The sequence below is a fragment of the Pelorhabdus sp. sgz311001 genome (assembly GCF_055901755.1).
In genome coordinates this window covers 1-25071 of sequence record NZ_JBVXUT010000002.1, presented here as the reverse complement: position 1 = coordinate 25071, position 25071 = coordinate 1, and the positions used below count along the sequence as shown (strand labels likewise).

General features: G+C 44.8%; 22 protein-coding genes. All 22 read left to right on the top strand.

Features of this window, described 5'->3' with window-relative positions; all coding sequences use genetic code 11:
• Positions 1 to 10 precede the first annotated feature (10 nt).
• Positions 11 to 421: a P-II family nitrogen regulator gene (locus tag AC0MXB_RS06210; RefSeq protein ID WP_474038778.1), complete on the top strand. Its 411-nt coding sequence runs from the start codon at positions 11 to 13 to the stop codon at positions 419 to 421.
• Between the two features lie 34 nt (positions 422 to 455).
• Positions 456 to 2066, top strand: coding sequence for a nitrogenase molybdenum-iron protein alpha chain (gene nifD / locus AC0MXB_RS06205; protein WP_474038777.1), 1611 nt, complete (start codon positions 456 to 458; stop codon positions 2064 to 2066).
• A 1-nt stretch (position 2067) separates the two neighbouring features.
• Positions 2068 to 3465, top strand: a complete 1398-nt coding sequence (gene nifK / locus AC0MXB_RS06200) for a nitrogenase molybdenum-iron protein subunit beta (protein WP_474038776.1) — start codon at positions 2068 to 2070, stop codon at positions 3463 to 3465.
• Positions 3466 to 3541: 76 nt separating this feature from the next.
• Complete coding sequence (gene nifE, locus AC0MXB_RS06195; RefSeq protein ID WP_474038775.1) at positions 3542 to 4927, top strand: nitrogenase iron-molybdenum cofactor biosynthesis protein NifE; 1386 nt, start codon at positions 3542 to 3544, stop codon at positions 4925 to 4927.
• Positions 4887 to 6251: a nitrogenase component 1 gene (locus tag AC0MXB_RS06190; RefSeq protein WP_474038774.1), complete on the top strand. Its 1365-nt coding sequence runs from the start codon at positions 4887 to 4889 to the stop codon at positions 6249 to 6251. Before nifE ends, AC0MXB_RS06190 begins: the two co-directional genes overlap by 41 nt.
• 24 nt (positions 6252 to 6275) lie before the next feature.
• On the top strand, positions 6276 to 7535 hold the full coding sequence (nifB, locus tag AC0MXB_RS06185) for a nitrogenase cofactor biosynthesis protein NifB (RefSeq protein ID WP_474038773.1): 1260 nt from the start codon (positions 6276 to 6278) through the stop codon (positions 7533 to 7535).
• A 16-nt stretch (positions 7536 to 7551) separates the two neighbouring features.
• Positions 7552 to 7860, top strand: coding sequence for a 2Fe-2S ferredoxin (locus tag AC0MXB_RS06180; RefSeq protein WP_474038772.1), 309 nt, complete (start codon positions 7552 to 7554; stop codon positions 7858 to 7860).
• A 14-nt stretch (positions 7861 to 7874) separates the two neighbouring features.
• Positions 7875 to 8504: a Fe-only nitrogenase accessory AnfO family protein gene (locus AC0MXB_RS06175; RefSeq protein WP_474038771.1), complete on the top strand. Its 630-nt coding sequence runs from the start codon at positions 7875 to 7877 to the stop codon at positions 8502 to 8504.
• A gap of 151 nt (positions 8505 to 8655) precedes the next feature.
• On the top strand, positions 8656 to 9639 hold the full coding sequence (locus tag AC0MXB_RS06170) for a GGDEF domain-containing response regulator (RefSeq protein ID WP_474038770.1): 984 nt from the start codon (positions 8656 to 8658) through the stop codon (positions 9637 to 9639).
• A gap of 19 nt (positions 9640 to 9658) precedes the next feature.
• Entirely contained in the window at positions 9659 to 12643 is a 2985-nt protein-coding gene (locus AC0MXB_RS06165; RefSeq protein ID WP_474038769.1) for a chemotaxis protein CheW, read from the top strand.
• The gene (locus AC0MXB_RS06160; protein ID WP_474038768.1) at positions 12640 to 14646 is read left to right on the top strand and encodes a methyl-accepting chemotaxis protein; all 2007 of its coding nucleotides are present in this window, start codon (positions 12640 to 12642) and stop codon (positions 14644 to 14646) included. Before AC0MXB_RS06165 ends, AC0MXB_RS06160 begins: the two co-directional genes overlap by 4 nt.
• Before the next feature lie 87 nt (positions 14647 to 14733).
• Positions 14734 to 15156 carry a response regulator gene (locus AC0MXB_RS06155; RefSeq protein ID WP_474038767.1) on the top strand — a complete coding sequence of 141 codons (423 nt, stop codon included), beginning with the start codon at positions 14734 to 14736 and terminating at the stop codon, positions 15154 to 15156.
• A gap of 58 nt (positions 15157 to 15214) precedes the next feature.
• On the top strand, positions 15215 to 15760 hold the full coding sequence (locus tag AC0MXB_RS06150) for a TetR/AcrR family transcriptional regulator (RefSeq protein ID WP_474038766.1): 546 nt from the start codon (positions 15215 to 15217) through the stop codon (positions 15758 to 15760).
• 194 nt (positions 15761 to 15954) lie between these two features.
• Positions 15955 to 17799, top strand: coding sequence for a methyl-accepting chemotaxis protein (locus AC0MXB_RS06145; RefSeq protein WP_474038765.1), 1845 nt, complete (start codon positions 15955 to 15957; stop codon positions 17797 to 17799).
• A gap of 34 nt (positions 17800 to 17833) precedes the next feature.
• The gene (locus AC0MXB_RS06140) at positions 17834 to 19318 is read left to right on the top strand and encodes a sigma-54 interaction domain-containing protein (RefSeq protein WP_474038764.1); all 1485 of its coding nucleotides are present in this window, start codon (positions 17834 to 17836) and stop codon (positions 19316 to 19318) included.
• Between the two features lie 244 nt (positions 19319 to 19562).
• Complete coding sequence (locus tag AC0MXB_RS06135) at positions 19563 to 19868, top strand: (2Fe-2S)-binding protein (protein WP_474038763.1); 306 nt, start codon at positions 19563 to 19565, stop codon at positions 19866 to 19868.
• Positions 19865 to 20953 (top strand): NAD(P)/FAD-dependent oxidoreductase, encoded by a 1089-nt coding sequence (locus AC0MXB_RS06130; RefSeq protein ID WP_474038762.1) that lies wholly within the window; start codon positions 19865 to 19867, stop codon positions 20951 to 20953. The genes AC0MXB_RS06135 and AC0MXB_RS06130 overlap by 4 nt, the downstream gene beginning before the upstream one ends.
• Positions 20954 to 21391: a 4Fe-4S binding protein gene (locus AC0MXB_RS06125; protein ID WP_474038761.1), complete on the top strand. Its 438-nt coding sequence runs from the start codon at positions 20954 to 20956 to the stop codon at positions 21389 to 21391.
• Positions 21391 to 21681 (top strand): (2Fe-2S)-binding protein, encoded by a 291-nt coding sequence (locus AC0MXB_RS06120; RefSeq protein WP_474038760.1) that lies wholly within the window; start codon positions 21391 to 21393, stop codon positions 21679 to 21681. Before AC0MXB_RS06125 ends, AC0MXB_RS06120 begins: the two co-directional genes overlap by 1 nt.
• Complete coding sequence (locus AC0MXB_RS06115) at positions 21671 to 22819, top strand: NAD(P)/FAD-dependent oxidoreductase (RefSeq protein WP_474038759.1); 1149 nt, start codon at positions 21671 to 21673, stop codon at positions 22817 to 22819. Before AC0MXB_RS06120 ends, AC0MXB_RS06115 begins: the two co-directional genes overlap by 11 nt.
• Positions 22820 to 23169: 350 nt before the next feature.
• Positions 23170 to 24339 (top strand): ABC transporter substrate-binding protein, encoded by a 1170-nt coding sequence (locus AC0MXB_RS06110; RefSeq protein ID WP_474038758.1) that lies wholly within the window; start codon positions 23170 to 23172, stop codon positions 24337 to 24339.
• A gap of 145 nt (positions 24340 to 24484) precedes the next feature.
• On the top strand, positions 24485 to 25071 hold a 587-nt coding region (locus AC0MXB_RS06105; protein ID WP_474038757.1), incomplete at its 3' end, for a branched-chain amino acid ABC transporter permease.

Below are 25071 nucleotides of genomic sequence, written 5' to 3'. Positions count from 1 at the left end.
GAGGGGCAGCATGAAGGAAATTGTGGCGATTGTACGGATGAACAAGACAAGTGCTACGAAACAGGCTCTCATTGAAAGCGGCGCTGCTGGCTTTACAGCTGTGAAGGTGCTGGGCCGTGGCAATCTGGTCACAGACCCGACGATGATTGCAGCGAGAAGAGCTGATTTAATTTCTATGGTTAGCGATGAAGATAATAAGGAATCGATTGCTCTGATTGACAATTTTTTAAACGGAACGAGTCTCTTTCCGAGACGATTATTTAATATTGTAGCCCAGGACGAAGATGTGCCGAAAATCGTGCAAGCCATTATTGACGTCAATAAGACTGACAATAATGTGGGCGACGGCAAGATTTTTGTAATGCCTCTTGGCGACAGTATTCGAATTCGTACCGGCGAAACGGGCGAAGCGGCACTGTAATTAATGGTTTGATCACAAAGGAGGGAACTTCGCCGTGGCTATAACGGAAAGACAGTTAGAGAAGATACTTGATCAATATCCCAGTAAAGTGCAGAAAAATCGTAAGAAGCATATTATCATCAAAAATGGCGAGCTTGAACAGCAGATTGAAGCGAATACGCGCACGATTCCCGGCATCATTACGAACCGCGGCTGTGCCTATGCCGGCTGTAAAGGCGTTGTTCTCGGCCCCTTAAAAGATATGATCCATATTGTTCACGGTCCGATCGGCTGCAGCTATTATACCTGGGGCACTCGCCGCAATAAGGCTCGTGACGAAAAGGACTTAGATAATTACATTAACTATTGCTTTTCGACGGATATGCAGGAAAAGGATATTGTTTTTGGCGGTGATAAAAAATTGGCTGCCGTGATTGATGAAGTTGTTGATATTTTTCATCCCAAAGCGGTTACGATTTCCGCTACTTGTCCTGTTGGTCTGATTGGCGATGACATTAACGCCGTAGCAAAAGCGGCGGAAAAACGCCATGGAATTCAGGTCATTGCCTTTAGTTGTGAAGGTTATAAAGGCGTCAGCCAGTCGGCAGGTCATCATATAGCAAACAATAACCTGATGGAACGGGTCATTGGCAATAGTGATAAGGAAAAAGCTGCTGGCAAGTATCCCATTAATATTTTAGGCGAGTATAATATTGGCGGCGATAGCTGGGAGATTGAGCGAGTGCTAGAAGAGATCGGCTATGAAGTCGTTTCGGTTATGACTGGCGACGGCGCTTGGGAGAAGCTGCGCGATGCTCATACGGCCGAACTGAATCTTGTGCAATGCCATCGTTCCATTAACTACATTGCTGAGATGCTAGAGACAAAATACGGTACGCCTTGGTTAAAAGTAAACTTTATCGGTGTTCAATCGACCATTGAGACTTTGCGGAATATGGCCTTGTACTTTGAAGACGAAGAATTAAGCCGCAAAACTGAAGAAGTCATTGCCAAAGAATTAAGTCAGATTGAAGGGCCGCTCAATCAATATCGTAAGATCTGTGAAGGAAAAACGGCGTTCTGTTTTGTCGGCGGCTCCCGTGGCCATCATTATCAGGGACTTTTTGCCGAACTAGGAATTGAAACAGTGTTGGCAGGCTATGAGTTTGCTCATCGCGACGACTATGAAGGTCGCCAGGTCATTCCGACAATCAAGCCTGACGCAGACAGTAAGAATATTCCTGAACTGCATGTAACGGCTGATGAAGGCCGTTTTAGGCTGAAGGTTTCACCGGAACGTCTGGAAAAATTGCAGGCCGAAATTCCGTTAAGCACTTACCATGGCATGCATTTTGATATGAAAGACGGCACAATTATGGTGGATGATATGAACCACTTTGAAACCGAAGAGTTCATTAAACTATTTAAGCCAGATATTTTCGCTTCTGGCATCAAAGATAAATATGTGGTGCAGAAAATGGGAATTCCGGCTAAACAGCTCCATTCCTATGATTACAGCGGTCCCTATGCTGGTTTTCGCGGTGCTGTAAATTTTGCCCGCGATGTGAGCATGGCGTTTGCTTCGCCTACCTGGAATTTTATTACGCCGCCGTGGCAGGGCCAGCCGCTTTTAGACGGACAAATCAATGAAGGGGGGAAAGCGTAAGATGCTTGATTATACACCGAAAGAAATCAAAGAACGTACTAGCGGCGGTATGATCAATCCCGCCAAAACTTGTCAGCCTATTGGCGCCATGTATGCGGCTCTCGGCATTCATAAATGTTTGCCTCATAGCCATGGTTCTCAAGGCTGCTGTTCTTTCCATCGTATGCATTTAACACGGCATTTCCGTGATCCCATTATGGCGTCGACAAGTAGCTTTACCGAAGGGGCCTCCGTATTTGGCGGCGGTGCGAATTTGAAGACCGCCATTAAAAATGTTTTTTCTTTGTATGATCCTGATATCATTGCTATTCATACAACCTGTCTGTCTGAGACCATCGGTGATGATATACCGACACTCATTAAGCAGGCTGCCGAAAAAGACGTACCGGAAGGTAAGGTTGTATTCCACGCTAACACGCCAAGTTACCAAGGTTCGCATATTACCGGTTTTTCCAATATGACCAAGGCGATGGTGACCTATTTTTCGCAGAAAATCCAGCCGGAGCCGAAAGAACAGGTTAATTTGATTCCCGGTTTTGTCAATCCTGGCGACATGCGGGAAATCAAACGGATTACTGGTTTGATGGGCGCTAAATTTATTATGTTTCCTGATACGTCAGGTGTAGTCGATTCACCCATGACTGGCGAATTTACCATGTATCCTAAAGGCGGTACGACGCTTGCTGAGTTATATGATACAGGCAACTCGAAACAAACCCTGTCATTAGGGCGGTTTGCTTCCTATGGCGCCGCCGAAGAATTGAAGAAAAAATGCGGTGTTCCCTTCCTCTCGCTGAAAACACCAATTGGGATTAAAGCGACCGACGAATTCGTTATGGCGCTTCGCTCAACTTTTGCGGCAGAAGTACCTTATGCGCTAGAAGAAGAGCGGGGACAGCTTGTTGACATTATGACTGACGCTCATTTCCATTTCCATGGCAAGAAAGTAGCGATTTTCGGTGATCCTGATATTGTCATTGCTATGACGGAATTTGTTTTAAGTCTCGGTATGATCCCGGTTCATGTACTGACAGGTACGCCAGGCGGCGCTCTTGGGTCAGGGCTTGGCAGTTTTGAAGAAGAAGTGAAGGAAATGCTGCTTGCTTCTGGTTTAAAAGGCAATGTGAAAGCGGCAGGCGATCTCTTTATGCTGCATCAATGGATTAAAAATGAGCCAGTAGATCTCTTGATTGGCAATACCTATGGGAAATATATCGCCAGAGCCGAGGATATTCCTTTTGTTCGCTGCGGTTTCCCGGTACTGGATCGTACGGTTCATTCGTATTTGCCGATTGTGGGCTATCACGGTGCGATGCGCTTAATCGAAATGATCGACGGCGCTCTCTTGGATCGCGCTGATCGTGATGCCGCCGACGAGGACTTTGAACTTGTTATGTAACTGTAGCAAGATTCGCTAGTTTTAGCAGAACTTTGTAATTGTTAGCTTAGTAAGAAATGAAAAGGATGTGAGGAGATTGAGCGGACCGGCCATCAATGAACGACAAGATTTTATTGTCACGAAAGGAAAGCAAAAGTCACAGCCCAAATGCGATGCTGACAGCATTGCTGGCTGCGTCAGTCAGCGTGCCTGCGTTTATTGCGGCGCAAGGGTCGTGCTCAATCCGATCACCGATGCAATTCATCTTGTTCACGGACCGATTGGCTGTTCAAGCTATACCTGGGATCTCCGGGGTAGCTTGACTAGCGGTTCGGAACTATTTCGCCAGGGATTTTCCACGGATTTGCAGGAAAAAGACGTGATTTTTGGCGGAGAAAAGAAGTTAGCAGCGGCGATTGATGAGTTAGTGGCCAAATATCGGGCGAAACTGGTATTTGTGTATTCGACTTGCATTGTAGGCGTGATTGGCGATGACTTGGAAGCGGTCTGCCGTCAGGCAAGCCAGAGGTATGGGATTGAGGTCATTCCTGTGCAGTCCAGTGGGTTTATTGGCAATAAGTCGGCAGGGTATCGAGCTGCCTGTGATGCGCTGCTGCGCCTCATTGAACCGCAAGAGCCCTATGTAAAACGAAACAAAACGTTGAACTATTTAGGTGATTTTAATTTAGCTGGCGAAGCCTGGATCATTCGCAATTATCTGGAAGAAATCGGCGTTACTGTCAATGTGGTCTTTACGGGCGATTCGCAGTATGAACTACTCAAAAAGGCGCCGGAAGCCAGTTTGAATATGATTCAGTGTGCCGGATCGATGCAGTATTTAGCAGCTAAAATGGAAGAGCTTTATGAAATTCCCTATATTCAAATTTCTTTTTTAGGCTTAGCCGATACAGCCAATTCGCTGCGGCGGATTGCCGAAGCTTTTGATGATCCGGTTATGCTGGCCAAAGCTGAAGCATTGATTGCGCGGGAAACAGCCAAAGTGCAACCGGTGATTCAAGGCTATTATGAGAAACTACAAGGAAAAAAAGCAGCTGTCTATGTGGGCGGCGGTTTCAAAGCCATTTCACTTATTAAACAATTTCGGGAAATTGGTATTGAAGTTGTCATGATTGGCACCCAGACGGGACGGAAAGAAGAGTACGAAACAATTAACAATCTCGTTTATGACGGTACAATCATTTTAGATGACGCCAATCCCTCTGAGCTGGAAAAATTCATGGTGGAGCAAGGCGCAAATCTCTTAGTCGGCGGCGTAAAGGAACGGCCCCTCGCTTATAAACTGGGGATTTCCTTTATTGATCATAATCACGAACGCAAACATCCGTTAAGCGGTTTTTGCGGAGCCGTCAATTTCGCCGAGGAAGTCTATACGACGGTTTGTTCACCTGTTTGGAAATATATACCGCGGGGAGGGGCCGATTATGAGCGACCAAGCTATGGAGTCTTGCAAAAATGTGAATGAAAATCCTTGTCACATGTGTATGCCCATGGGCGGCATTTTAGCTCTCAAAGGGATTGAGCGGTCCATGGTGATTCTTCACGGCTCGCAAGGCTGCAGCACTTATATGCGGCGCCATATTGCGGCACATTTTAATGAACCTGTCGATGTCGGTTCTTCTTCGCTCAATGAAAAAGGAACGATTTACGGCGGTGAAAAGAACCTAGTTAAAGCGATTGATAATATTCTTAAGGTATACCAACCCGATTTAATTGGTGTCTTGACTACCTGTCTGGCTGAGACGATCGGTGAAGATATTGATCGGATTGTGACCGAATATTTGCGGGAAAAGAACCAAGAAACTTTTCCGATTATTACGGCGCCGACGCCTGGCTATGGTTCAAGTCAAGCAGAAGGCTATTACTTTACAGTGAAGCGGACGATTATGGGTCTAGCGGAAGCGACTAAAAAGCATAATCGGGTTAATATTATTACCGCCCATATGAGCCCGGCTGATCTTCGCGAGTTAAAGCGCATTTTGGCGCTTATGGATATTGACTATATTATGTGCCCTGACTATTCCGAAACGCTTGACGCGCCTTATGTCAGTTCCTTTTCCAAGATGCCCCAGGGAGGTACGAAATTAGCGGATATAAAAGCGATGGGTGGAGCTATAGCTACCATACAGCTTGGCGTGACCGTTGATGAAAAATTGTCGCCAGGTAAGTACTTGGAAGAGACCTTTGGCGTGCCGCTCTATACATTACCAATTCCGATGGGCATCGAAAATACAGATCAATTTATTCATCGCTTAAGCGAAATTACAGGAAAAACTATCCCAGTCCTTCTGGAAAAAGAACGGGGACGGCTCATTGACGCGATGATTGACTCCCATAAATATAATATGCAGGGACGCAGCGTGGTCTATGGCGAGCCAGAGCTTGTCTATGGCGTAACTAAGGTTTGCCTGGAAAATGGGATTGAGCCTGTGGTTGTGGCTACAGGCAGTAAGCCAGGACTCTTAACAAAATTGCTTGGTAAGAAAATAAATGTTATGCATGAAAGTGATTTTGTGGCCATTCGGGCCAAAAGCCGCGAACAGAAAGCCAATATTGCTATTGGTCACTCTGATGGTCATTATCTTACAGAAAAGGACGGGATTCCACTAGTCAGGATTGGCTTTCCCATTCATGATCGCATAGGCGGCCAACGGATTTTATCAGTGGGTTATGCCGGAACGATGCTTTTATTAGATCGTTTAACCAATATGCTGTTAGAACATAAATACCATTCCTATCGGAGTAGGATGTATGAACAATATTACGACACCAGAGCCAACAAGGCCTAGAAGAAGATTCGCGGAGGTGATTTCATGGACTTGGCAGCACTTGAAGCAAAAACGAAAAAACATCCCTGTTATTCTTTTGAAGCGCATCAATCTTTTGCCAGAATGCATCTGCCGGTAGCGCCGCAGTGCAATATTAGCTGCAATTATTGTAATCGTAAGTTTGATTGCGTTAATGAAAGCAGGCCGGGAGTTACTAGTGAGGTTTTGGCACCTAAGCAGGCCAAACTGAAATTTGATTATGTAAAAGAAAAAATTGGTCAGCTTTCTGTTGTCGGTATAGCTGGACCTGGCGATGCTTTGGCGAATTGGGACAAAACAAAGGCTTCGATTGCGTTAATTCGCGCCGAAAATCCCGATATGGTGTTCTGTATGTCCACAAATGGACTCATGCTGCCTCAGTATGCAGCAGAAATTGCGGCGCTTGGCGTAACTCATCTCACAGTGACTGTAAACTGTCTTGACAGTAAGATTGGCGCTAAGATTTATAAGCATGTATTTTATGAGGGCGTAAAATATGAAGGAGAAGCAGGCGCTGCTATTTTACTGAAAAATCAGCTTGCTGGCATTGAACAGGCGATTCGACTTGGTCTTGTCGTTAAAATTAATATTGTAATGCTGATGGGAATCAACGATCATCATATTCCTGATGTAGTCAAACAAATGAAAGAACTTGGCGTATTTATTACGAATATTATGCCGCTGATTCCGGCGCCTGGCAGTGCCTTTCAGGATTTTCCTCAAACGAGTATGAAAGACGTGCAGGCCATGCGGGATCGTTGTGAACTCGATGTGCAGCAGATGCGCCACTGTAAGCAATGCCGTGCCGACGCGATCGGCCTCTTGGGGGAAGATCGATCGGCAGAGTTTCGAGAGCTATTTACAGAATCTGAGGCGACAGCAGTTGCGGCAGAGGCGGCGAATCAGACTGATCGAAGCTTTAAAATTGCTGTTACTTCAAAATACGGTAAGCTCATTGATTTGCATTTTGGTCATGCTACGGAATTTTTGATTTATGAAATAGATGGAAGAGCAGCAAAGTTGGTGGAAAGACGGGCTTTGCCGAAGTACTGTCTAGGCGTTACGGAATGTGATGACGCTGAAACGAAGCGTGACGCGATTATGGAGCAGTTAAGCGACTGCGATGCAGTTCTTACCATGCGGATCGGTTATCAGGCGCAAAAGCGGCTGGCCGAACGAGGTGTGACGGCTATCGAGTATTGTTATACTTTGGAAGAGGGGCTTCGTTATGCGCTAGAACAGCTTCGTCTGCCACAAGCAGTTTGAAAGGGGAGATTTCAAGATGAATAAGCCGAAACAGCACATTTTTGTCTGTACGAGTTCCCGGGTCAATGGTCAGCAGAAAGGCTATTGCCATTCGAAATATGGCGTTCAAATTGTGGCTAACTTTCTGGAGGAAATTGAACAGCGCGATTTAGGCGGTGAGGTTTTTGTATCCAATACAGGCTGTTTTGGTATTTGCAGCCAAGGTCCGATCGTGGTAGTTTATCCTGATAATGTGTGGTATGGCGCGGTAACACCTGATGATGTAGAAGAAATTATGGATCAGCATATTGAAGGCGGTACGCCTGTGGCGCGTCTTACCTTATAGAAAGGGGAAAAACCATGGCGGAAGATATTGCTGTATTTGTCGGGGAGACAGGCTTTGCGGCCAGCTTGTATGAAGTGGGCAAAATCATTGTTTTTGAGCGGCGGATGAAAGTCTGGCAGCCGTCACGCAAGCTGGAATTTACTTTAGCCCATAGTGCATCTATGCCTGCTTTGCGGCGAAAAATGCAGGAGCTTTTAGCTTTTTTAGGAGACTGCAAGATTTTTGTCGGTCAGACAGTGACAGGTCTTCCTTTTTTTGAATTGGAAAAAGGCGATATTCATGTGTGGGAATTTACGGGTAGTCCGCTAGATTTTCTTGATTATGTATGGGAGCAGGAACTGGTAGCAGTGGCGCAAGTTACACAAAAAGCGCCACTAGTACCGCCGGAACCTGTGGCGCTAGGCGACGGATGTTTTGCTATTTCGCTTACGGAGATTCAGCGCAGCGATAGTACGATTACCTCTAAACAAGTGTTACTGCCTTTTTTACAGAAGACTCCTTTTTATGAACTTGCTGTAACTTGCCGTCATGTGCCGCCGTGGTTGGAACTGGAGTTGATTGGCGATGTTTTTGCTGGAAAAGTAGAAAAATTACCTGATCAGCAGTATCTAGTGAAAATAAAGCGAAAAGCCTGTCAAGAATAAAAATTTGTTGTGGTGAAATATAGTGTCATGGGAAAGGCGCCTTGCGGCAAATCACGCAGGGTGCTTTCTTTTTACGTAATGGTTAGCAAAAAATTCTAACCTGTTGTACAATGAGAAAGGATACGTTGAATTTGTGCGGTGAAGGTGCAAAATGATGAAATTATTAATTATTGATGATGAAAAAAGTGTACGAAAAATTTTGGCTAATATGGTGGGAGAATGGGGCTATGAGGTCCTCTTTGCCGCTGATGGTATTAGCGCCTGGCAAATTGTTCAGCTCATTCAAGAACCGCTTATTGTGCTGCTTGACTGGATTATTCCCGGCATGGACGGCATTGAACTTTGTCGTAAAATTAAGCAGAATGTAAAATCAGGACACGTCCATGTCATCATGTTGACAGGACAAAAAAATAGTGTTGACGATGTCGTTATGGGATTTGAAGCCGGGGCTGACGATTTTTTGTTTAAGCCTATTGAACCACGAGAGTTAAACTGTCGGCTTTCCGTTGGTAAACGGATTTTAACTTATCAATATGAATTAGAACAGCGCAATCATGCCTTAGAAGAGACAACGCAGATTATGGAGCGAGTCATGAAGGCGCTCAATTCCGCGAACAGTCAGTTAAAAGAACTATCTTTGCTTGATGAATTAACTGGGATCGCCAACAGGCGACATTTGGAAACTTTTTTTGAGAAAACCTGGCTGCATGCTTTGAATAAACAGGAAGAAGTTACTTTTATGATGGCCGATATTGATTTTTTTAAGCTTTACAATGATACCTATGGGCATCAGGCTGGCGATGAATGTCTAAAGCAGGTAGCGAGGGCGTTAGCAGAGTGTGTTACAAGACCTTGCGATCTGCTAGCTCGTTATGGCGGTGAGGAATTCGGTATTATTTTGCAAAATACGAGTAAAGTAGGGGCGGCTGAGCTGGCGAAACAAATTCAAGATAAGCTGAAAGCTCTCGCAATTCCTCATGAAGGTTCGCCAGTCAGCTCACAGTTAACGATTAGCTTAGGTGTGGCTACAGCGATTCCTGCTACAAACAGTTCCTACGAGGATTTGATTCAACAGGCTGACCATGCTTTGTATCGAGCCAAAGAAGAAGGTCGGCATCAGTGGATTGCCTTTTAAGTAAAATGAGGTGCAAGCGATGATTGAAGACAAAGAGCTGCTGGAAGAATTCATAGCTGATGCGAAGGCCCATACCGAAACAATTGAAAGAGGTTTGTTGCAAGTAGAGCAGGGAAATGGTGAAGCCGATTTGCTCCATGAAATTTTCCGTGCCGCTCACAGTATTAAAGGAACGGCTAGCTTTTTTGGTCTGGAGAAAATCGTAGAATTATCTCATGCTATGGAAAATTTGCTGGGAAAAATGCGCAAAGAAAAAAAGTTTCCCAGTCCGCAAGAGATTGACGCCCTTTTGGGGGCGAATGACCGGTTGAAATATTTGCTTGCGGGAGTATTGACAGGAAAAGATGCTGCGATTGATCGAGAACTATCTGCTTTAAGCGCTGATGAACCTAAAGTGATTCAATCAGACGCGGCGCTGGACAAGTATCGAGATATGATTGCAGTCATGACGAAACAAGGCCGTAAATTTTATCGCCTTTTGTGGCAAGCTTCCGATCGAAAACGCAATGCTGTTAACTTTTGTGCAACCTTAGGGAAAAATATTCAGTCAATCGGTTCGCTCTTAGCAGAAACTGAGCCAGTGACTGAAGCGGGGGCCTCCGGAGAGGCTTGTTTTGTTTTTAGTTCTGTTTTAGAAAAAGATCTTGTTATTATGGCGTTAGGAATCAGTGCCGAAGAATTGCATCAGTTTCATTTGCCTGAGGAACAAGACGATTTGCTATTTTGTTTAAATCAGACCGCTAAGAAAGAACGCGTTTTCACAGAGTCGCCGCCAGTTCGTCAGTTAGTTGGGGAAGCCAGTAGTGAATTTGAAACGAGTGATTCGACACGAATCTTTGCTGAGGACCGGATTAAGGTAGATGTGACGTTATTAAATCAACTTGTCAATTTATCAAGCGAAATGGTTTTAGCCAGAAATCAACTACTGCGCGCGATCGGTCCGTTAAATGATGAATTCGCGTTTTTACAACCTGTGTTGCAAAAGCTCGATTTTACGATTAGCGAAATGCAGGAACGGATCATGCGCACACGGATGCAGCCAATTGCCATGTTGCTTCATTCGATGCCCCGCCTAGTGCGGGAACTTTCCCGTAAGCTAGGCAAACAGGTTCAACTAAGCGTACAAGGAGAACAGGTAGAACTGGATAAGTCCATTATTGAAGGCTTAGTGGATCCGTTTACGCATTTAGTGAGAAATGCCTTAGATCATGGAATAGAGACGCCTGAAATACGTGCTCAAAAGGGCAAGGCTCCGCAGGGAACGTTGCAAATTGCGGCCTATCATGAAGGCGGCCGCGTTTTTATTGATATGAAAGATGACGGCGCTGGTATTTCTTGTGAGAAGGTCTGCAAACGGGCGTTGCAGCAGGGCCTTATTACAGTAGAGCAGGCTGAGCAGCTATCGCAGGCAGAGATCTTAAAATTAATTTTTTTGCCGGGCTTTTCCACAGTAAACACAGTAAGCAATATTTCCGGTCGTGGCGTAGGTCTTGATGTGGTTCGCTCTAATATTGAAAAACTTGGGGGCATTGTCGAAGTGCATTCCCAGGAAGATAAAGAAACAGTTTTTCGTTTGATTCTTCCCTTTACGTTAGCCATTATTCCTTCGTTAATTTTAGGCGCAGGTGATTTTTTATTTGCTTTACCGCAAGTCAATTTACAGGAAGTGGTTCGCATAAGTCGCGAAAAGTGGGAAGGGTTGGAACAAGTAGGAAATTGCCGCTTATATCAATTGCGCGGCGCGCTTGTACCTGTTATTGATCTTACAACCGTGATTGGTAGCCATTCTTCCGAAGCGCTGATACGGCCTATCACTAAAATTCTCATTTTAAAAAGCGCCGTCACTGTCTTTGGACTTCAGGTCGATGAAATGCAGGATCGTGAGGAAGTCTTAATTAAGCCATTGCCGCATTATTTGCAGCGTAAAAGAATCTATTCTGGTGTGACGATTTTAGGTGATGGCAAGATTGCTATGGTGCTAGATGTAGAAGGCGTTGCCGAAGTGTATCGTTTAGCAAGATCGGCTGAGCAGTTTCCTCGATCAGTCAAGAAAATCCAGACAGAGTTACGTCAGGCTTCTCAGCAGGAAATTCTGCTCTTTCGTTCGGGACCAACAGGCTTTTTGGCGGTACCGCTTGCGGCTATTCTTCGTATTGAAGAAATTTTGCCACAAAACATGGCTCAGGTGGGCGGTCAAGATTTTTATCATGCCCATGGACATATTTGGCGATTACTGTACCCTAGTGAGTTTTTACCGTCAACAAGCGAACCGGAGATTCCCAAGCGAAGGTATGCCCTTATTTTAAAAAATGGGCCTTTTCCTGCTGCTATTGTAGCTGATAAAATTGAAGATACTGTGGCTGTTATGCTCGAAGAGCGGCTGCAGTCTGTCGAGGATCTGTTTTCTTCGCTGGTTGTCGGCGGTAAGTTAGTATTTTTACTTTCTTTAAAAGCTATTTTTAGAGATGCGCAGTTAAAAGCTCCCTTAGCAGAACACTCAGTAGTGCAAGGGGAGAATCATCCAGTGACATTCGGTGAGCAATCAGGAACAAAGCGGATTTTAACTTTTTATTTAGGTTCGAAGCTTTATGGAATTGAGTTAATTTATGCACGCGAAATTAATCGCATCAGTGAATATACAAAAATTTCCGGGGAAATAGAATCTATTGCCGGATTACTAAATTTACGCGGACAAGTAATTACTTTATTTGATGTGTCACGGTTGCTCCATGAACAGACTGATGCAACGGTGAAGGAGCGTCATTGCATCATTTTGAAAGGCGATATTTTAGAAAATACGGGTTTTTTCATTGATCGGTTAGGCGATGTGATTACGATTGATGATGCTTGCCGCGAATCTTTGCCGCCGCAGTTCGGCAATAAGAAAGAAACGGCTGTAAGCCAAGTTGTACAAACTGGCGCTACGATTATTTTAGTGCTTGACATTCAGCAGCTGTTAGCGGAAAGTACCCCAGCCATATATGGAGAGGAGCGTTTTGTATGAAGGGATTTAGTGATTTTTCCATTGGGAAAAAGTTGTTTTTTAGTTTCTTTATTCTTGTTTTACTTTCGGCTTTGCTTGGCTTGGTTGGTGTAAGGCATATCTACAATATGGCAGCCGTTGATAAAGAACTTTATCAGGAAAATACAGTGCCCTTAGCTGATTTGGCGCAAGCTGCTATTGCCTATCAACAGAGTCGTGTAACATTAGGACAAGCTATATTAGAGCAGGACCCCATGAAGCGGCAGCAATACATCCAAATGGCTTTAGATCAGAGAAAGCGAATGAATGATGAGTTTTCGAACTTTACGAAAAATCCCCAGTCGACTGAAACCATGCAGGCTTTTGAACGGATAAAAGTATTGCAGAAAAACGCCATGGATGCACAAGACGAAGTCGTTCGTGCCGCTTTGGCGGGAAATATGCAGGAAGCGCAGGCCATTCATACTGGAAAAATCAATCAGGTGGCCAATGAACTTAGTTATGTTATTGATAATTTAATTGAACTGCAAGTGGCTCAGGCGGGGTATAAAGAAAAAAGCAATGAATTACTAGCCAAAACTGCGACGCAGGAAATGAGCGTCTTGCTGATAGTGAGCCTTATTGCCGCGATCTTGATGACTATTTTTATTACTCTGCAGATTACAAAGCCCATTCGTCGTCTGCAAGATCTGATGACGCTCGTCGAAAAAGGCGACCTAACTGTACAGGAAAGCGATTATGGCAAAGATGAATTAGGCCAGCTTACAGTTTCTTTTAATCATTTGATTCGCGTTATGCATAATATGACGCAAGATATTTCTAATTCTACCGGGGTATTAAATCAAGCGTCAGAACGAATGCTTTCGGTTTCCGAAAGTGTAGCAGCCAATAGTGAAGAAATGAGTGCTGTCACTAGCGGCGCCAGTCAGGCGGCTGAGACAATTAGTCAAGGTACGCAGTCTATGACGGTGTCTATACAAGAAGCGGGCGATCAGCTTCATTCTATCTCAGCTGCTACGGAAGAAATTTCCGCAACAATACAGAGTTTAGCAACGACATCGGCCCAGACATCGGCAAATTTATTGCAGGTGAGCCATTTAATTGAAGAAGTGTCTGAAGGGGTTACCGTTGTAGCTGGTTCATCAAAGGAAATTTCCGGATCAGTCACGCAGATTGCGGCAGCGGCTCAAGAAATTAATAGTTCGTTAAGTGAAGTCAGTCAAAATTGCGAGGAGTCTATTGTTGTATCAAAGGACGCCGAAACTCAGGCGATGAAGACGACGGCGATTATGAATCGGCTTAGCGATTTGTCGCGGCAAATCGGCAAGGTCGTTAACTTGATTGATGATATTGCCGACCAGACCAATATGCTTGCATTAAATGCAGCTATTGAAGCGGCTGGCGCTGGTGAGGCAGGCCGCGGCTTTGCTGTCGTAGCTAATGAGGTCAAAGAGCTAGCGAAACAGACTTCTCATGCCACAGATGATATTGCCGAACAGATTGAACGCATGCAAAGCGAAATTAATGATGCTGTGGTTGCTGTCGGCGGGATTACCACGGTAATTAGCAGCATGAGTGGCAATAGTCATAATATCGCCGCAGCAGTTACGGAACAATCGGCTGTTGTTGGTAATATCTCTGACGCCATTGTGCAGGCAGCTGATAAGGTGAATTTAATCTCCGACGAAATTAGTAAGATTGCCGATAAGTCGGCCATTGTGGCTCATAATGCGGCGGAAAGTAGTGTAGGTGTGGAAGATATTGCTTTGTCTGTGGGCGAACTTTCGTCTGCTGCTAGCCAGTTAGCGCAAAGTACGGAAAAGGTTTCGTCTCGTATGGAAGAAGTAGTAAAATCATCGCAACTGATTGCCGCCAATATTGAGGAAATTTCTCATAGTATGGGGGAAATTAGTAAAGCTTCCGGCGATACAGCGACTAAAGGGGAAGAAACGCGTCAGGCTGCGGATGATCTAGTACATATTTCAGGCGAATTGACGGATCTAGCGCGGCGATTTAAGGTGTGAATTCTATAGACTGTTGTAAGGACTGCAGCAATGTCGAGTCTAATGATGGCAATTATCCCTGTATTTTAAATCATTGAGGTGAGGCCTGTGAGGATTTTATCGGTTGACGACTCGGCAGTGATTCGAAAATTTATTCGCAGTGGTGTGGAAGCCATGCAATTTGAAATGGTGGAAGCTTGCGACGGTAAAGCAGCTTTACATCTCCTCGCAGAACAAGGTGCTGCGATTGATTTGATTTTGCTTGATTGGAATATGCCGGAGATGGATGGATTGGAGTTTTTACATGCAATTAAAAGCTGTCCTTCCTTTCGCCATATTCCGGTGATGATGGTGACGACAGAAAGTGAGCGGGAAAATATGATTCAGGCGGTCCAGGCTGGGGCGATTAACTATTTAATCAAACCCTTTACCTTAGAAGAATTGACCCAGAAGATCGAAGAATGTGTGGCTTGCTGTGTAGAACAGAAAGTTTATTCAGAAAATCTTGACAGTTCAAAAGGCCTGTCATAATATAATAATTATGAATACTACGACGAAACAAAAGCTTATTACAATTGGTGCAAAAGCTATGCTAGCCAAAAGTTATCATGGCGTAGGGCTACAGGAAGTATTAGCCGAAGCGCAAGTGCCGAAAGGCTCTTTTTATCATTACTTTGCTTCGAAAGAAGCCTTTGGTGTGGCCATTATTGAATATTATGGCGATAGACTTGCGAAAAATATCGACGAATTTTTACAGGATACAGCATATAGTCCGCGAGAGCGGATTGTACGTTATTTTCAAGCGGTTCGCGATTATTATGAAAGTAGAGGGTTTGGGCGCGGCTGTCTTGTCGCCAAATTAGCGACGGAAGTGGCTGATCCAAGTGAACCGATGCGGCTTGCTTTAAAGGCGCAGTTTGATAAATGGACTGCTTTATTTGCTAAATGTATTGCCGAAGGGCAACAGCAGCAAGAGATTTCCGATGAAGCGTCTGCTGAGAGTTTAGCAGAATTTCTTTATACGGCGTGGGAAGGCGTTTTAATTCGTATGCAGGTCAATGGTAATTTGCAGCCGATTGAAGTTTTTTTAGCACAGGCTCTTGACAGTATTTTACCGCCGTGTAGCAAAAAATAGTCGAAAAATGTCTCTGGAGAAAAAACCTTTGCAAAAATAATACGTTGACTTTTTTACAATTTATATTATAATTAAGAACAATAAATTGCGAATGTTAATTTCATGATAAGGCAATGCTGCCGATCTTCTTTATCGGCATGCTTAAAAAGCTGGCCATAGGCCGGCTTTTTTTATATATATAGGGATTTTTAGGCTTGGAATTTGAAATCGATTTGCAGAAAGTGGTGGTGGAAATGATGGCAATTGGAAAAAAAATCTTTGACAAATGGCGGCTTCAGAAACGTTCCCTGCCTCAGAAATCCCCTTCGCGCCGAGAAATTTGGCCGAAAGATTTTCGTATGTTTCGCACTATGACTGTGAAAAAGAAAATCTTAAGCGGTTTTGCCCTTGTCATTTTCTTAGTTGTTCTTATGAGCAGTATTACTTATTATGAGCTTGGCGCTGTGACGCGAGAGTCTCAGGAAAGAATGCAGCAGAATCTTTATAAGGTAGAGCTGGCGGAAGAATTGGCAGTGGATGTTGCCAATCAGGCTGTCGCGATGCGGCGGTTTAATTTTACTGGCGTACTAGCAGATGTAGCAGCTTTTGAAGATCATCGTAAGTATGGCGATGATAAAATCGTTAAGTTGGAAAGCCTACTTAGCTCAGAACAATCGAAAGCGATTCTGGCGGATTTAAAGAAAGCAAAAACCGAGTTTGATACTATTGCGGCGAAATCTATTGCGGCAAAACGGAATAATAATACGGCTGAAGTGGCATTACTTATGCAACAAGCCGGTGATCCTTCGGAAAAAGCCATTGCCATGACTAAGCAACTGGTAAGCGCTGTGAAAGCCTATATTCGCACGGAAGAAGAAAAAAGTATGGAAACAGCCAAGGAAGTGCAGCTTTTACTTGTGCTAATTAGTCTATTAGTGGCAGCTTTGGCAGTCGTGATAAGCATTTATATTAGTAATGGGATTGCTCGCCCAACCAATCGTATTGCCGCTGCTGCGGCTGAAATTGCTGAAGGCAACTTGACCGGTGATGATTTTACTATGGACTCTTCTGATGAGATTGGTCATTTAGGTCAATCCTTTAATCAAATGAAAGGAAATTTGCAATCGTTACTTTCTAAAGTCAATCAGGCCGCTGCCAAGGTAGCCTCTCTGTCGGAGCAGCTTACTGGCAATGCCGAACAGTCAGCAAAATCGTCAGGGCAAGTAGCTGGCGCTAGCATGAGTGTAGCTCAAGGCGCAGAGCAGCAGCAACTTACGGTCAATGAAACAGCTGCTGCTGTACAGCAGATGGCTGCTGGGGTGCAGCTTGTTGTAAATAATGTAAATCGTGTCGCAGAAAAAACCAGCGAGGCGGCGAAACAGGCTACTGATGGCGGTAAGGCTGTTGGCCAGGCCATTGACCAAATGGAGCGTATTGAGGCCGCTGTAACCGGGTCAGCCGTTGTTGTTGCGAAGCTGGGGACACGGTCACAGGAGATTGGTGAAATCGTTCAAACGATTTCTGGCATTGCTAGTCAGACGAATTTATTGGCGCTCAATGCGGCGATTGAAGCAGCTCGTGCTGGTGATCAAGGCAGGGGATTTGCCGTAGTTGCGGAAGAGGTCAGAAAACTAGCGGAACAATCACAAGGCGCCGCCAAACAAATTGCCGCCTTAATCGGTGAAATTCAAACAGAAACGGCACAGGCCGTGAAAGCAATGGATAGTGGCACAGAAGAAGTGAAGTTGGGAACCGAAGCTGTTAATCTTTCTGGCCAGACTTTTAAGATTATTGAAGAACTAGTACAGGATGTTTCCGGTCAGGTGACGGAAGTATCAGCAGCAGTTGAACAGATAGCTAGTGGGACAAAACAAATTGTTCGCGCCATGAGCCGCCTGGATACACTTAGCCATGACGCCGTGGAAAAGGCGCAGACAGTCTCGGCGGCTACACAGGAACAATCTGCTGTTGTCGAAGAAATTGCCTCATCAAGTCAAATTCTTGCGGGAATGGCTCAGGAATTGCACGAAGTAGTTGGACACTTTCGCTTGAAAGCTTAAGTCAGCAAGTTTTATATTTTATGGGGGGAGCGCAATGAAAGAAAAAAAATCGATAGCGCAGTCAACCTTACAGAATCTTTTACAAGTTGGCGATCATGAACGGATTATCGCTTTATTTGAAGCGTTGCAGCAGGAACGAAATTTGCAAGAAGCTCGCCTTCAGGCACTGCTTGATACAATGAATGAGGCTGTATGCATGGTTGACGAGAACGACCAGGTTGTTGCCTGGAATGAGCAGGCTGTATTGCTTTACGGGATTGATCAGGCCGATATTGTTGGTAAAGCCGTAACACAGTTTTTTTCAAACCTCATTGTCAGTAAAGTCGTGCAGGAGGGAGAACAAGTAAAGGATGCCTACCACCGACCGCGCTCTGATAAGCATGTCTTGATTAATGCGAGAGCGATACAGTTAGATGATCGTATTATCGGTGGTGTTGGTTGTGAACGGGATATTACAGAGCTTGTGCAGTTAAACCAGAAGTTGTCGCAGTCCCATGAAGAAGTGCGGTCTTTAAAGCAGGAGATTCATAAGATTCATCAAAAAAGCGACGCTTTTGCTACAGTCTACGGTCATAGTGAACCCATTAAAGAAGCCATTGCCATTGCGAAACGCGTCGCCGCCGCTAGCGTTCCGGTAATGCTGCGCGGTGAAAGTGGTACAGGAAAAGAACTCTTTGCGAAAGCGATTCATGAAGCCAGTGGACGTCAAGGCCAATTTGTAGCGATTAACTGCGGCGCCATACCGGCTAATTTATTTGAAAGTGAACTTTTTGGCTATGAGTCTGGCGCTTTCACTGGAGCGGATCGCAAGGGGAAGGCTGGTTTTTTGGAACAGTCAGATGGCGGCACGCTGCTGCTAGATGAATTAGGCGATATGCCGAAAGAAATGCAGGTCAAGCTGTTGCGAGCACTGCAAGATAAAACTTTCTATCGTGTTGGCGGACAAAAGCCGATTGAAGTGAATGTACGACTTATTGCAGCAACAAATCGCAATTTGGAGGAAATGATTCAAACAGGCCAATTTAGACAGGATTTGTATTATCGCTTAAATGTAGTTTCTGTTCATTTACCGCCACTACGTGATCGCAAGGAAGATATTCCCGAGTTGGTACAGCGAGGGTTGGCGTATTTTCGTTCGCTCCATCATAAAAAGATAGAACGGCTGGCGCCGTCTTTATTGGCCGTATTATTGGAATATTCCTGGCCTGGTAATATTCGTGAGTTGTTTAATGTGTTGGAACGTTTAGTTATTTTAGCGGATCAGGTCATTCTTGACGAAACGAATCTGCCTGAGAGCATTTTTTCTGTTTGTACCGAAGCCAATCAGAGTCCAGCGGTTCTATTAGCGGCAGCTTGCGAGAAAAATCTTACAACAGCGACAGAAGCGTTAGAACGAGATGCCATTGATCGGGCTCTTCAGGCAGAGAGCTATAACAAGGCCAATACGGCGAAACGCCTGGGGATTCCTCGCAGTACTTTATATTACAAGTTGCGCAAACTTCATATCGAGTGTCAGTAAATTGACACTTTCGTCAGAAAACTGACGTTTTCTCGTAGTTTGGCAGAAAAAAGGGGGCTTAAAAGTAAGGAGCTCCACTATATTAAAATATAGCTGACTTAAGCGCTGGCGCTATTTACAGCAGGAATCGCTACTTATGGCGATTGCCTGCTTTTTTTATGGCACGCTTCTTGCTTATTAATAAAGAAAATGCAGTTGGTTTTATTTATTCAACGTGCTGCATGGATCAGGAGGTGTATTTTCTTTGAGAATTGCAAATCATCCTATTTTAGATTTTGCCAAGCAAACTTTTGTTTCTTTTACACTCAATGGGCAGCCTTTGACGGGAGTGGCTGGCGAACCGATTGCTGCGGCGCTTCACGCCGCCGGGGTTAAGGTTTTAAGTCACAGTCACAATAATCATCGTCCCCGCGGTCTGTTTTGTGCGATTGGCAACTGTTCTTCCTGCTTGATGACTGTAAACGGCGTTCCCAATGTACGAGTCTGTGTTGAGCCCCTAAAAGAAGGCATGGCTGTAGAAACACAGAATGGGAAGGGGAAAATATTATGATGACACCAGATATTCTTATCATTGGCGCAGGTCCGGCCGGTCTTATGGCGGCAATTTATGCGGCAAAAGCAGGCGCTAAAGTGTTGCTTGCCGAACGGTCTGATCGTCTTGGCGGTCAACTGATTAAACAAACTCATAAATTTTTTGGTTCGAAAGCAGAATTTGCTGGGGAACGCGGGATTGATATTGCTAACAAGCTGATTGCTGAATGTGAGGCAACAGCGGGGATTGAACTGTTAAAACAGACAACAGTTTTAGGCATTTATCCTGACGGCGTTGTTACATTATCAGCGGCTGGCCGTTTTTTGACAGCAAAACCGCGGAAAGTTATCGTAGCTACAGGCGCATCAGAAAAGACGATGGCTTTTCCCAATAATGATTTGCCGGGGATTTATGGCGCTGGCGCTGTGCAGACTTTAATGAATGTCCATGGTGTTGTGCCAGCCAAACGGATTTTAATGGTTGGTGCGGGGAATATTGGTGTTATTGTAGGCTATCAGCTGATGCAGGCTGGCGTAGAAGTAGCCGGAATTGTCGAGGCGGCGCCGAAAATTGGCGGCTATCATGTTCATGCGGCGAAATTACAGCGCTATGGCGTACCAATTTATACATCCCATACTGTGAAAGAAGCCCATGGTAAGGATTGTCTAGAAGGCGTCACAATTTGCCGCCTTAATGAAAAGTGGGAAATGATTGCTGGCAGTGAACAGTATATTGCGGTAGATGGTCTTTGTCTGGCTGTAGGCTTGACGCCTCTGGCGGAACTGCTATGGCAGGCAGGCTGCAAAATGAAGTTTGTACCGGAATTGGGCGGCTATGTGCCGCTTAGAGACGAATCTATGGCGACTACCCAGGAATTATTGTATGTTGCTGGTGATGTATCTGGCGTAGAAGAAGCGTCTGCCGCTATGGTAGAAGGTAAAGTAGCCGGGCTTGCCGCCGCGGCATCACTCGGTTTGAAGCAAGCTTCATTCACAAAAGAGCTGGCGGCGGCGAAGGCGCAGCTACAAGCTTTGCGCAGTGGTCCGGCCAGCGCTAAAGTCTGTGCTGGCTTGGAACAGGTAGCGCTAAAGGAGGTTATTTAAATGGCAGTTGCAGCTTTGAAACAAGGGCCTGTCGCTGTATTTGAATGTTTACAGCAGATTCCTTGCAACCCCTGCGCTGACGCTTGTCCGCGCGGTGCAATTACGGTGAAAGAAATTAACGATTGTCCGACTGTCGATGCTGAAAAATGCAATGGTTGTGGCATCTGTATGACCCATTGCCCGGGCCTTTCAATTTTTGTTATTGATTCTGCTTATCGCTCTGATAAAGCCTTAGTAAAAATCCCTTACGAATTTTATCCTGTGCCTAAGGCGGATAGTCAAGTTGAAGGGTTAAATCGCAGCGGTGAAACAGTGGGGGTTGTTGACGTTGTTCGCGTGCAAAATTCGCCCAACAAAACAACCGTTCTCTGGCTGGCGATGCCGAAAGAACTTGCTGGCGAAGTCAGAGCGATTCGCGTACCGAAGGAGGAAGCATAATGAGCCAAACAGCTGAGGAAAATACCATTATCTGTCGTTGTGAAGACCTTACCCTAAAAGACGTGAGAGATCGAATTCAAAAAGGGGAACATACGCTAGAAGAAATTAAACGGTCTTGCCGTTGTGGTATGGGGCCCTGTCAGGGCCGTAACTGTATGCCGCTGATTGCAAAAGAGATTGCTCAAGCTACCGGGAAAAGTGTTGGCGAAATTGCTCTGCCTACCTTTCGGCAACCGACGGCGGCGATCAAGCTCGGAGCATTGATCGGAGGAAACTCTCATGATAAATAAGGCGGATATTGTAGTAATTGGCGGCGGTGTAATCGGCTGCTCTACCGCGTATAATTTAGCTAAGCTAGGCGCTGGTAAAGTTGTTCTATTAGAAAAAAAATATTTAGCTAGCGGCGCTACCGGCCGCTGCGGCGCCGGTATGCGCATGCAGTGGGGGACGGAAACAAATTGTCTATTGTCGCGAGAAAGTGTGAAAATGCTATCTCAACTGCCACAACTGCTTGATGTGGATATTGATATTGAATTTCATCAAAGCGGCTATTTAATGCCCGCCTATACGGAAAAGATGGTGGAACAGTTTCAGAAGAATCTTGAATTACAGCATTCTTTGGGAATTCCTGCTCGCTGGGTTGCACCGGAAGATTGTCTGGATATTGTTCCGTTTTTAAGTTTGGATGGCGTGCTAGGCGCAACTTATTGCGGTGAAGACGGTCACTGCAACCCCTTTAAGGTTACAGAAGCTTATGCGACAGCTGCCAGAAATCTTGGGGTTGAAATCTATACCGATACGGAAGTGACTGATATTATTTACAAAGGGGATAAGCTGGAAGCTGTTTGCACGACGAAAGGCAATATTTTGACAGATACAATTGTCAATGCTGCTGGCGGTTATGCCAAACAAGTGGGGCGGATGGTTGGCGTTGAACTGCCCATTTTCCCAGAACGTCATGAAATTCTTGTTACAGAACCAGTGGAACCGCTTATGGGGCCTATGGTAATGAGTTTTCACCATAATCTCTATTGTCAACAGAGTCCTCATGGCAGCTTTATTATGGGAATTGGCCATCCTAATGAGCCGGAAACTCACAATATTAAATCAAGCTGGGAGTTCATGGTTGACATGGCTGAGCGGGTTGTAGAGATTTTACCGCCCCTTGCTGGACTGAATGTGATTCGTCAGTGGGCTGGTTTGTATGATATGTGTCCTGACCGGACGCCGATTCTTGGCAGCACTCCGTCACTGGGGCGGTTTTTTACGGCAGCGGGGTTTAGTGGTCATGGCTTTATGATTTCGCCCATTACGGGAAAATTAATGGCTGAAATGATTTTAGGTTTGCCAACGACTTTTCCGATCCAAATGTTTGGCGCAGATCGCTTTGCCAAAGGTGAGTTATTTGTGGAGCCGTCTGTTGTCTAAGTCTTTACAGCAGAATATATTTCAAGTGTCCGATTCCTGACAGATCAACAGTGTAAAAGGAACTTTGTCGTTTAGTAGTGAACTTATAGTGCTATATATCCCTGGTAGTCTTGTAGTGAAGAATCAATTTGCGAAAAGTTCGATTGAATACAAGTATATTTAAAAAAAAGATTGTCAATTTGATAAATACAATGTAATATAAGTATATCAATTAAATGAGTTGGAAGCGAAGGCGCTTCGAATAAGGCACAAAGCCTTATTTGAAGCGCCTTTTTATTTTACTTGGAGGTGATGGGGCAAAAGAAGCGATGGTTGGTGTCCACAGTACAATTAAATGAGGGGGTTTGGCTGTGTTCAAGAAAATCAGTAAAAAATGGGTTAGCGCCTTGATTGCCGTAACACTTTCGGCAGGTCTTTTGGCGGGTTGCGGCGATAGCGCCAGCAAAGATATTAAAATTGGTGTTGTCTACGAGTTGACAGGCAATACAGCTTCGTTTGGAACGGCAGCAGCCAATGGCGCAAAGCTTGCTTTTAAAGAAATCAACGCCAACGGCGGGGTTTTAGGCAAGCAGATTCAAACGGTTGTAGCTGATAACAAAGGCGAGCCTTCGGAATCGTCCAATGCCATGACAAAAGTTATTTCGCAGGACAAAGTGGTAGCTGTTACGGGCTTTACTACAAGCTCAAATGGGATTGCCGCTTCGACGGTAGCGGAAGCCAACAAAATTCCTTTTGTTGCTGCTGCTACGACAAATCCTAAAGTAACTCTTGATGAAAACTCTGGCAAGGTGAAAAATTATACCTTCCGCGTATGTTTCATTGATCCCTTCCAAGGCACTGTTGGTGCGAATTTCGTGTTGAACTCATTAAAACTGAAGAATGCAGCTGTACTGATTGATAATTCCAGTGATTACAGTAAGGGATTATCGCAGTTCTTTAAAGAAGCCTTTACAAAAGGCGGCGGTAAAATTGCCATTGAAGAAGCCTATCTGCAAAAAGATCAGGACTTCAAAGCGACTTTAACGAAGATTAAAGCAGCAAATCCTGATGTGATTTATCTCCCTGGCTATTATGAAGAAGTTGGTAAGATTGTTAAACAAGCACGCGAATTGGGAATTACTGTTCCTTTTGTTGGCGGCGACGGCTGGGATTCGCCGAAGCTTGCTGAAATTGGCGGAGCTGATGCTTTGAATAATACCTTCTTCACAAATCATTATTCTGTAGAAGATAAGAGTCCTAAATCACAGGCTTTTGTAGAAGCTTATAAAAAAGAATATGGTCAAGTACCTGACGCTATGGCCGTTCTTGGTTATGATGCTGCTTACGCTCTCGTTGACGCCATTAAACGGGCCAACAGCGCTGAACCGGAAAAAATCCGGGAAGCTTTAGCAAATACGAAAGACTTCCCTGCTGTTACTGGTTCCTTGACGCTGAATGACAAGCATGATGCTGTCAAGAGCGCTGTCATCATCGAGATGAAAGGCGGCAAACAGGTTTATAAAGAAACTGTAAAACCCTAAAAGTGTAAAGTAACTTTCTTTTGTCTCTATTGTAAGTTACGGCAAATGCCGATCGCTTTTTAGACGGCATTTGCCCTGCTTGCTTAAAAAGCATTTCTAATGTTTAGTAGCTTGTCTATTATGTTTATTAGGAGGGGAAGCCCGAATGGATTCTTTCGTGCAACAACTATTACAACAGTTAATCAACGGCATTTCTCTCGGCAGCATTTATGCGCTGATCGCCCTGGGGTACACCATGGTTTATGGTATCATTCGTCTGATTAACTTTGCTCATGGCGATATTTACATGGTGGGGGCTTATGTAGGATTTTTCTCAACGACACTTTTACACATGTCTTTTTTTCCTGCACTTCTAGCATCGATGGTTTTAACTGGAATCGCCGGTATGGTCATTGAGCGGCTGGCTTATCGCCCGCTGCGCCATGCGCCGAAAATTGCCGTTTTAATTACCGCCATTGGCGTATCGCTCTTGTTAGAATATGGCGGTGTATTGCTTGTAACGCCTCAGCCTCGAACATTCCCGGCCATTTTTACAGCCGATGTATATAACATAGGACCTCTCGTGATTAACAGCCAGCAGCTCTTAATCCTTGTTGTTTCTGTCGTTCTCATGGTGATCCTGACCTACGTCGTGCAATATACGAAGCTCGGCAAAGCTATGCGCGCCGTTTCCTTTGATAATGACGCGGCTATGCTTATGGGCATTAACGTCAATACGGTTATTTCCTTTAC

What these genes read in the sequence shown, in the direction of transcription:
- AC0MXB_RS06210 (WP_474038778.1), top strand. Translation starts at nt 11, where the DNA reads ATGAAGGAAATTGTGGCGATTGTACGGATGAACAAGACAAGTGCTACG.
- nifK (WP_474038776.1), top strand. Translation starts at nt 2,068, where the DNA reads ATGCTTGATTATACACCGAAAGAAATCAAAGAACGTACTAGCGGCGGT.
- AC0MXB_RS06190 (WP_474038774.1), top strand. Translation starts at nt 4,887, where the DNA reads ATGAGCGACCAAGCTATGGAGTCTTGCAAAAATGTGAATGAAAATCCT.
- nifB (WP_474038773.1), top strand. Translation starts at nt 6,276, where the DNA reads ATGGACTTGGCAGCACTTGAAGCAAAAACGAAAAAACATCCCTGTTAT.
- AC0MXB_RS06180 (WP_474038772.1), top strand. Translation starts at nt 7,552, where the DNA reads ATGAATAAGCCGAAACAGCACATTTTTGTCTGTACGAGTTCCCGGGTC.
- AC0MXB_RS06175 (WP_474038771.1), top strand. Translation starts at nt 7,875, where the DNA reads ATGGCGGAAGATATTGCTGTATTTGTCGGGGAGACAGGCTTTGCGGCC.
- AC0MXB_RS06170 (WP_474038770.1), top strand. Translation starts at nt 8,656, where the DNA reads ATGATGAAATTATTAATTATTGATGATGAAAAAAGTGTACGAAAAATT.
- AC0MXB_RS06165 (WP_474038769.1), top strand. Translation starts at nt 9,659, where the DNA reads ATGATTGAAGACAAAGAGCTGCTGGAAGAATTCATAGCTGATGCGAAG.
- AC0MXB_RS06160 (WP_474038768.1), top strand. Translation starts at nt 12,640, where the DNA reads ATGAAGGGATTTAGTGATTTTTCCATTGGGAAAAAGTTGTTTTTTAGT.
- AC0MXB_RS06150 (WP_474038766.1), top strand. Translation starts at nt 15,215, where the DNA reads ATGCTAGCCAAAAGTTATCATGGCGTAGGGCTACAGGAAGTATTAGCC.
- AC0MXB_RS06140 (WP_474038764.1), top strand. Translation starts at nt 17,834, where the DNA reads ATGAAAGAAAAAAAATCGATAGCGCAGTCAACCTTACAGAATCTTTTA.
- AC0MXB_RS06130 (WP_474038762.1), top strand. Translation starts at nt 19,865, where the DNA reads ATGATGACACCAGATATTCTTATCATTGGCGCAGGTCCGGCCGGTCTT.
- AC0MXB_RS06125 (WP_474038761.1), top strand. Translation starts at nt 20,954, where the DNA reads ATGGCAGTTGCAGCTTTGAAACAAGGGCCTGTCGCTGTATTTGAATGT.
- AC0MXB_RS06120 (WP_474038760.1), top strand. Translation starts at nt 21,391, where the DNA reads ATGAGCCAAACAGCTGAGGAAAATACCATTATCTGTCGTTGTGAAGAC.
- AC0MXB_RS06115 (WP_474038759.1), top strand. Translation starts at nt 21,671, where the DNA reads ATGATAAATAAGGCGGATATTGTAGTAATTGGCGGCGGTGTAATCGGC.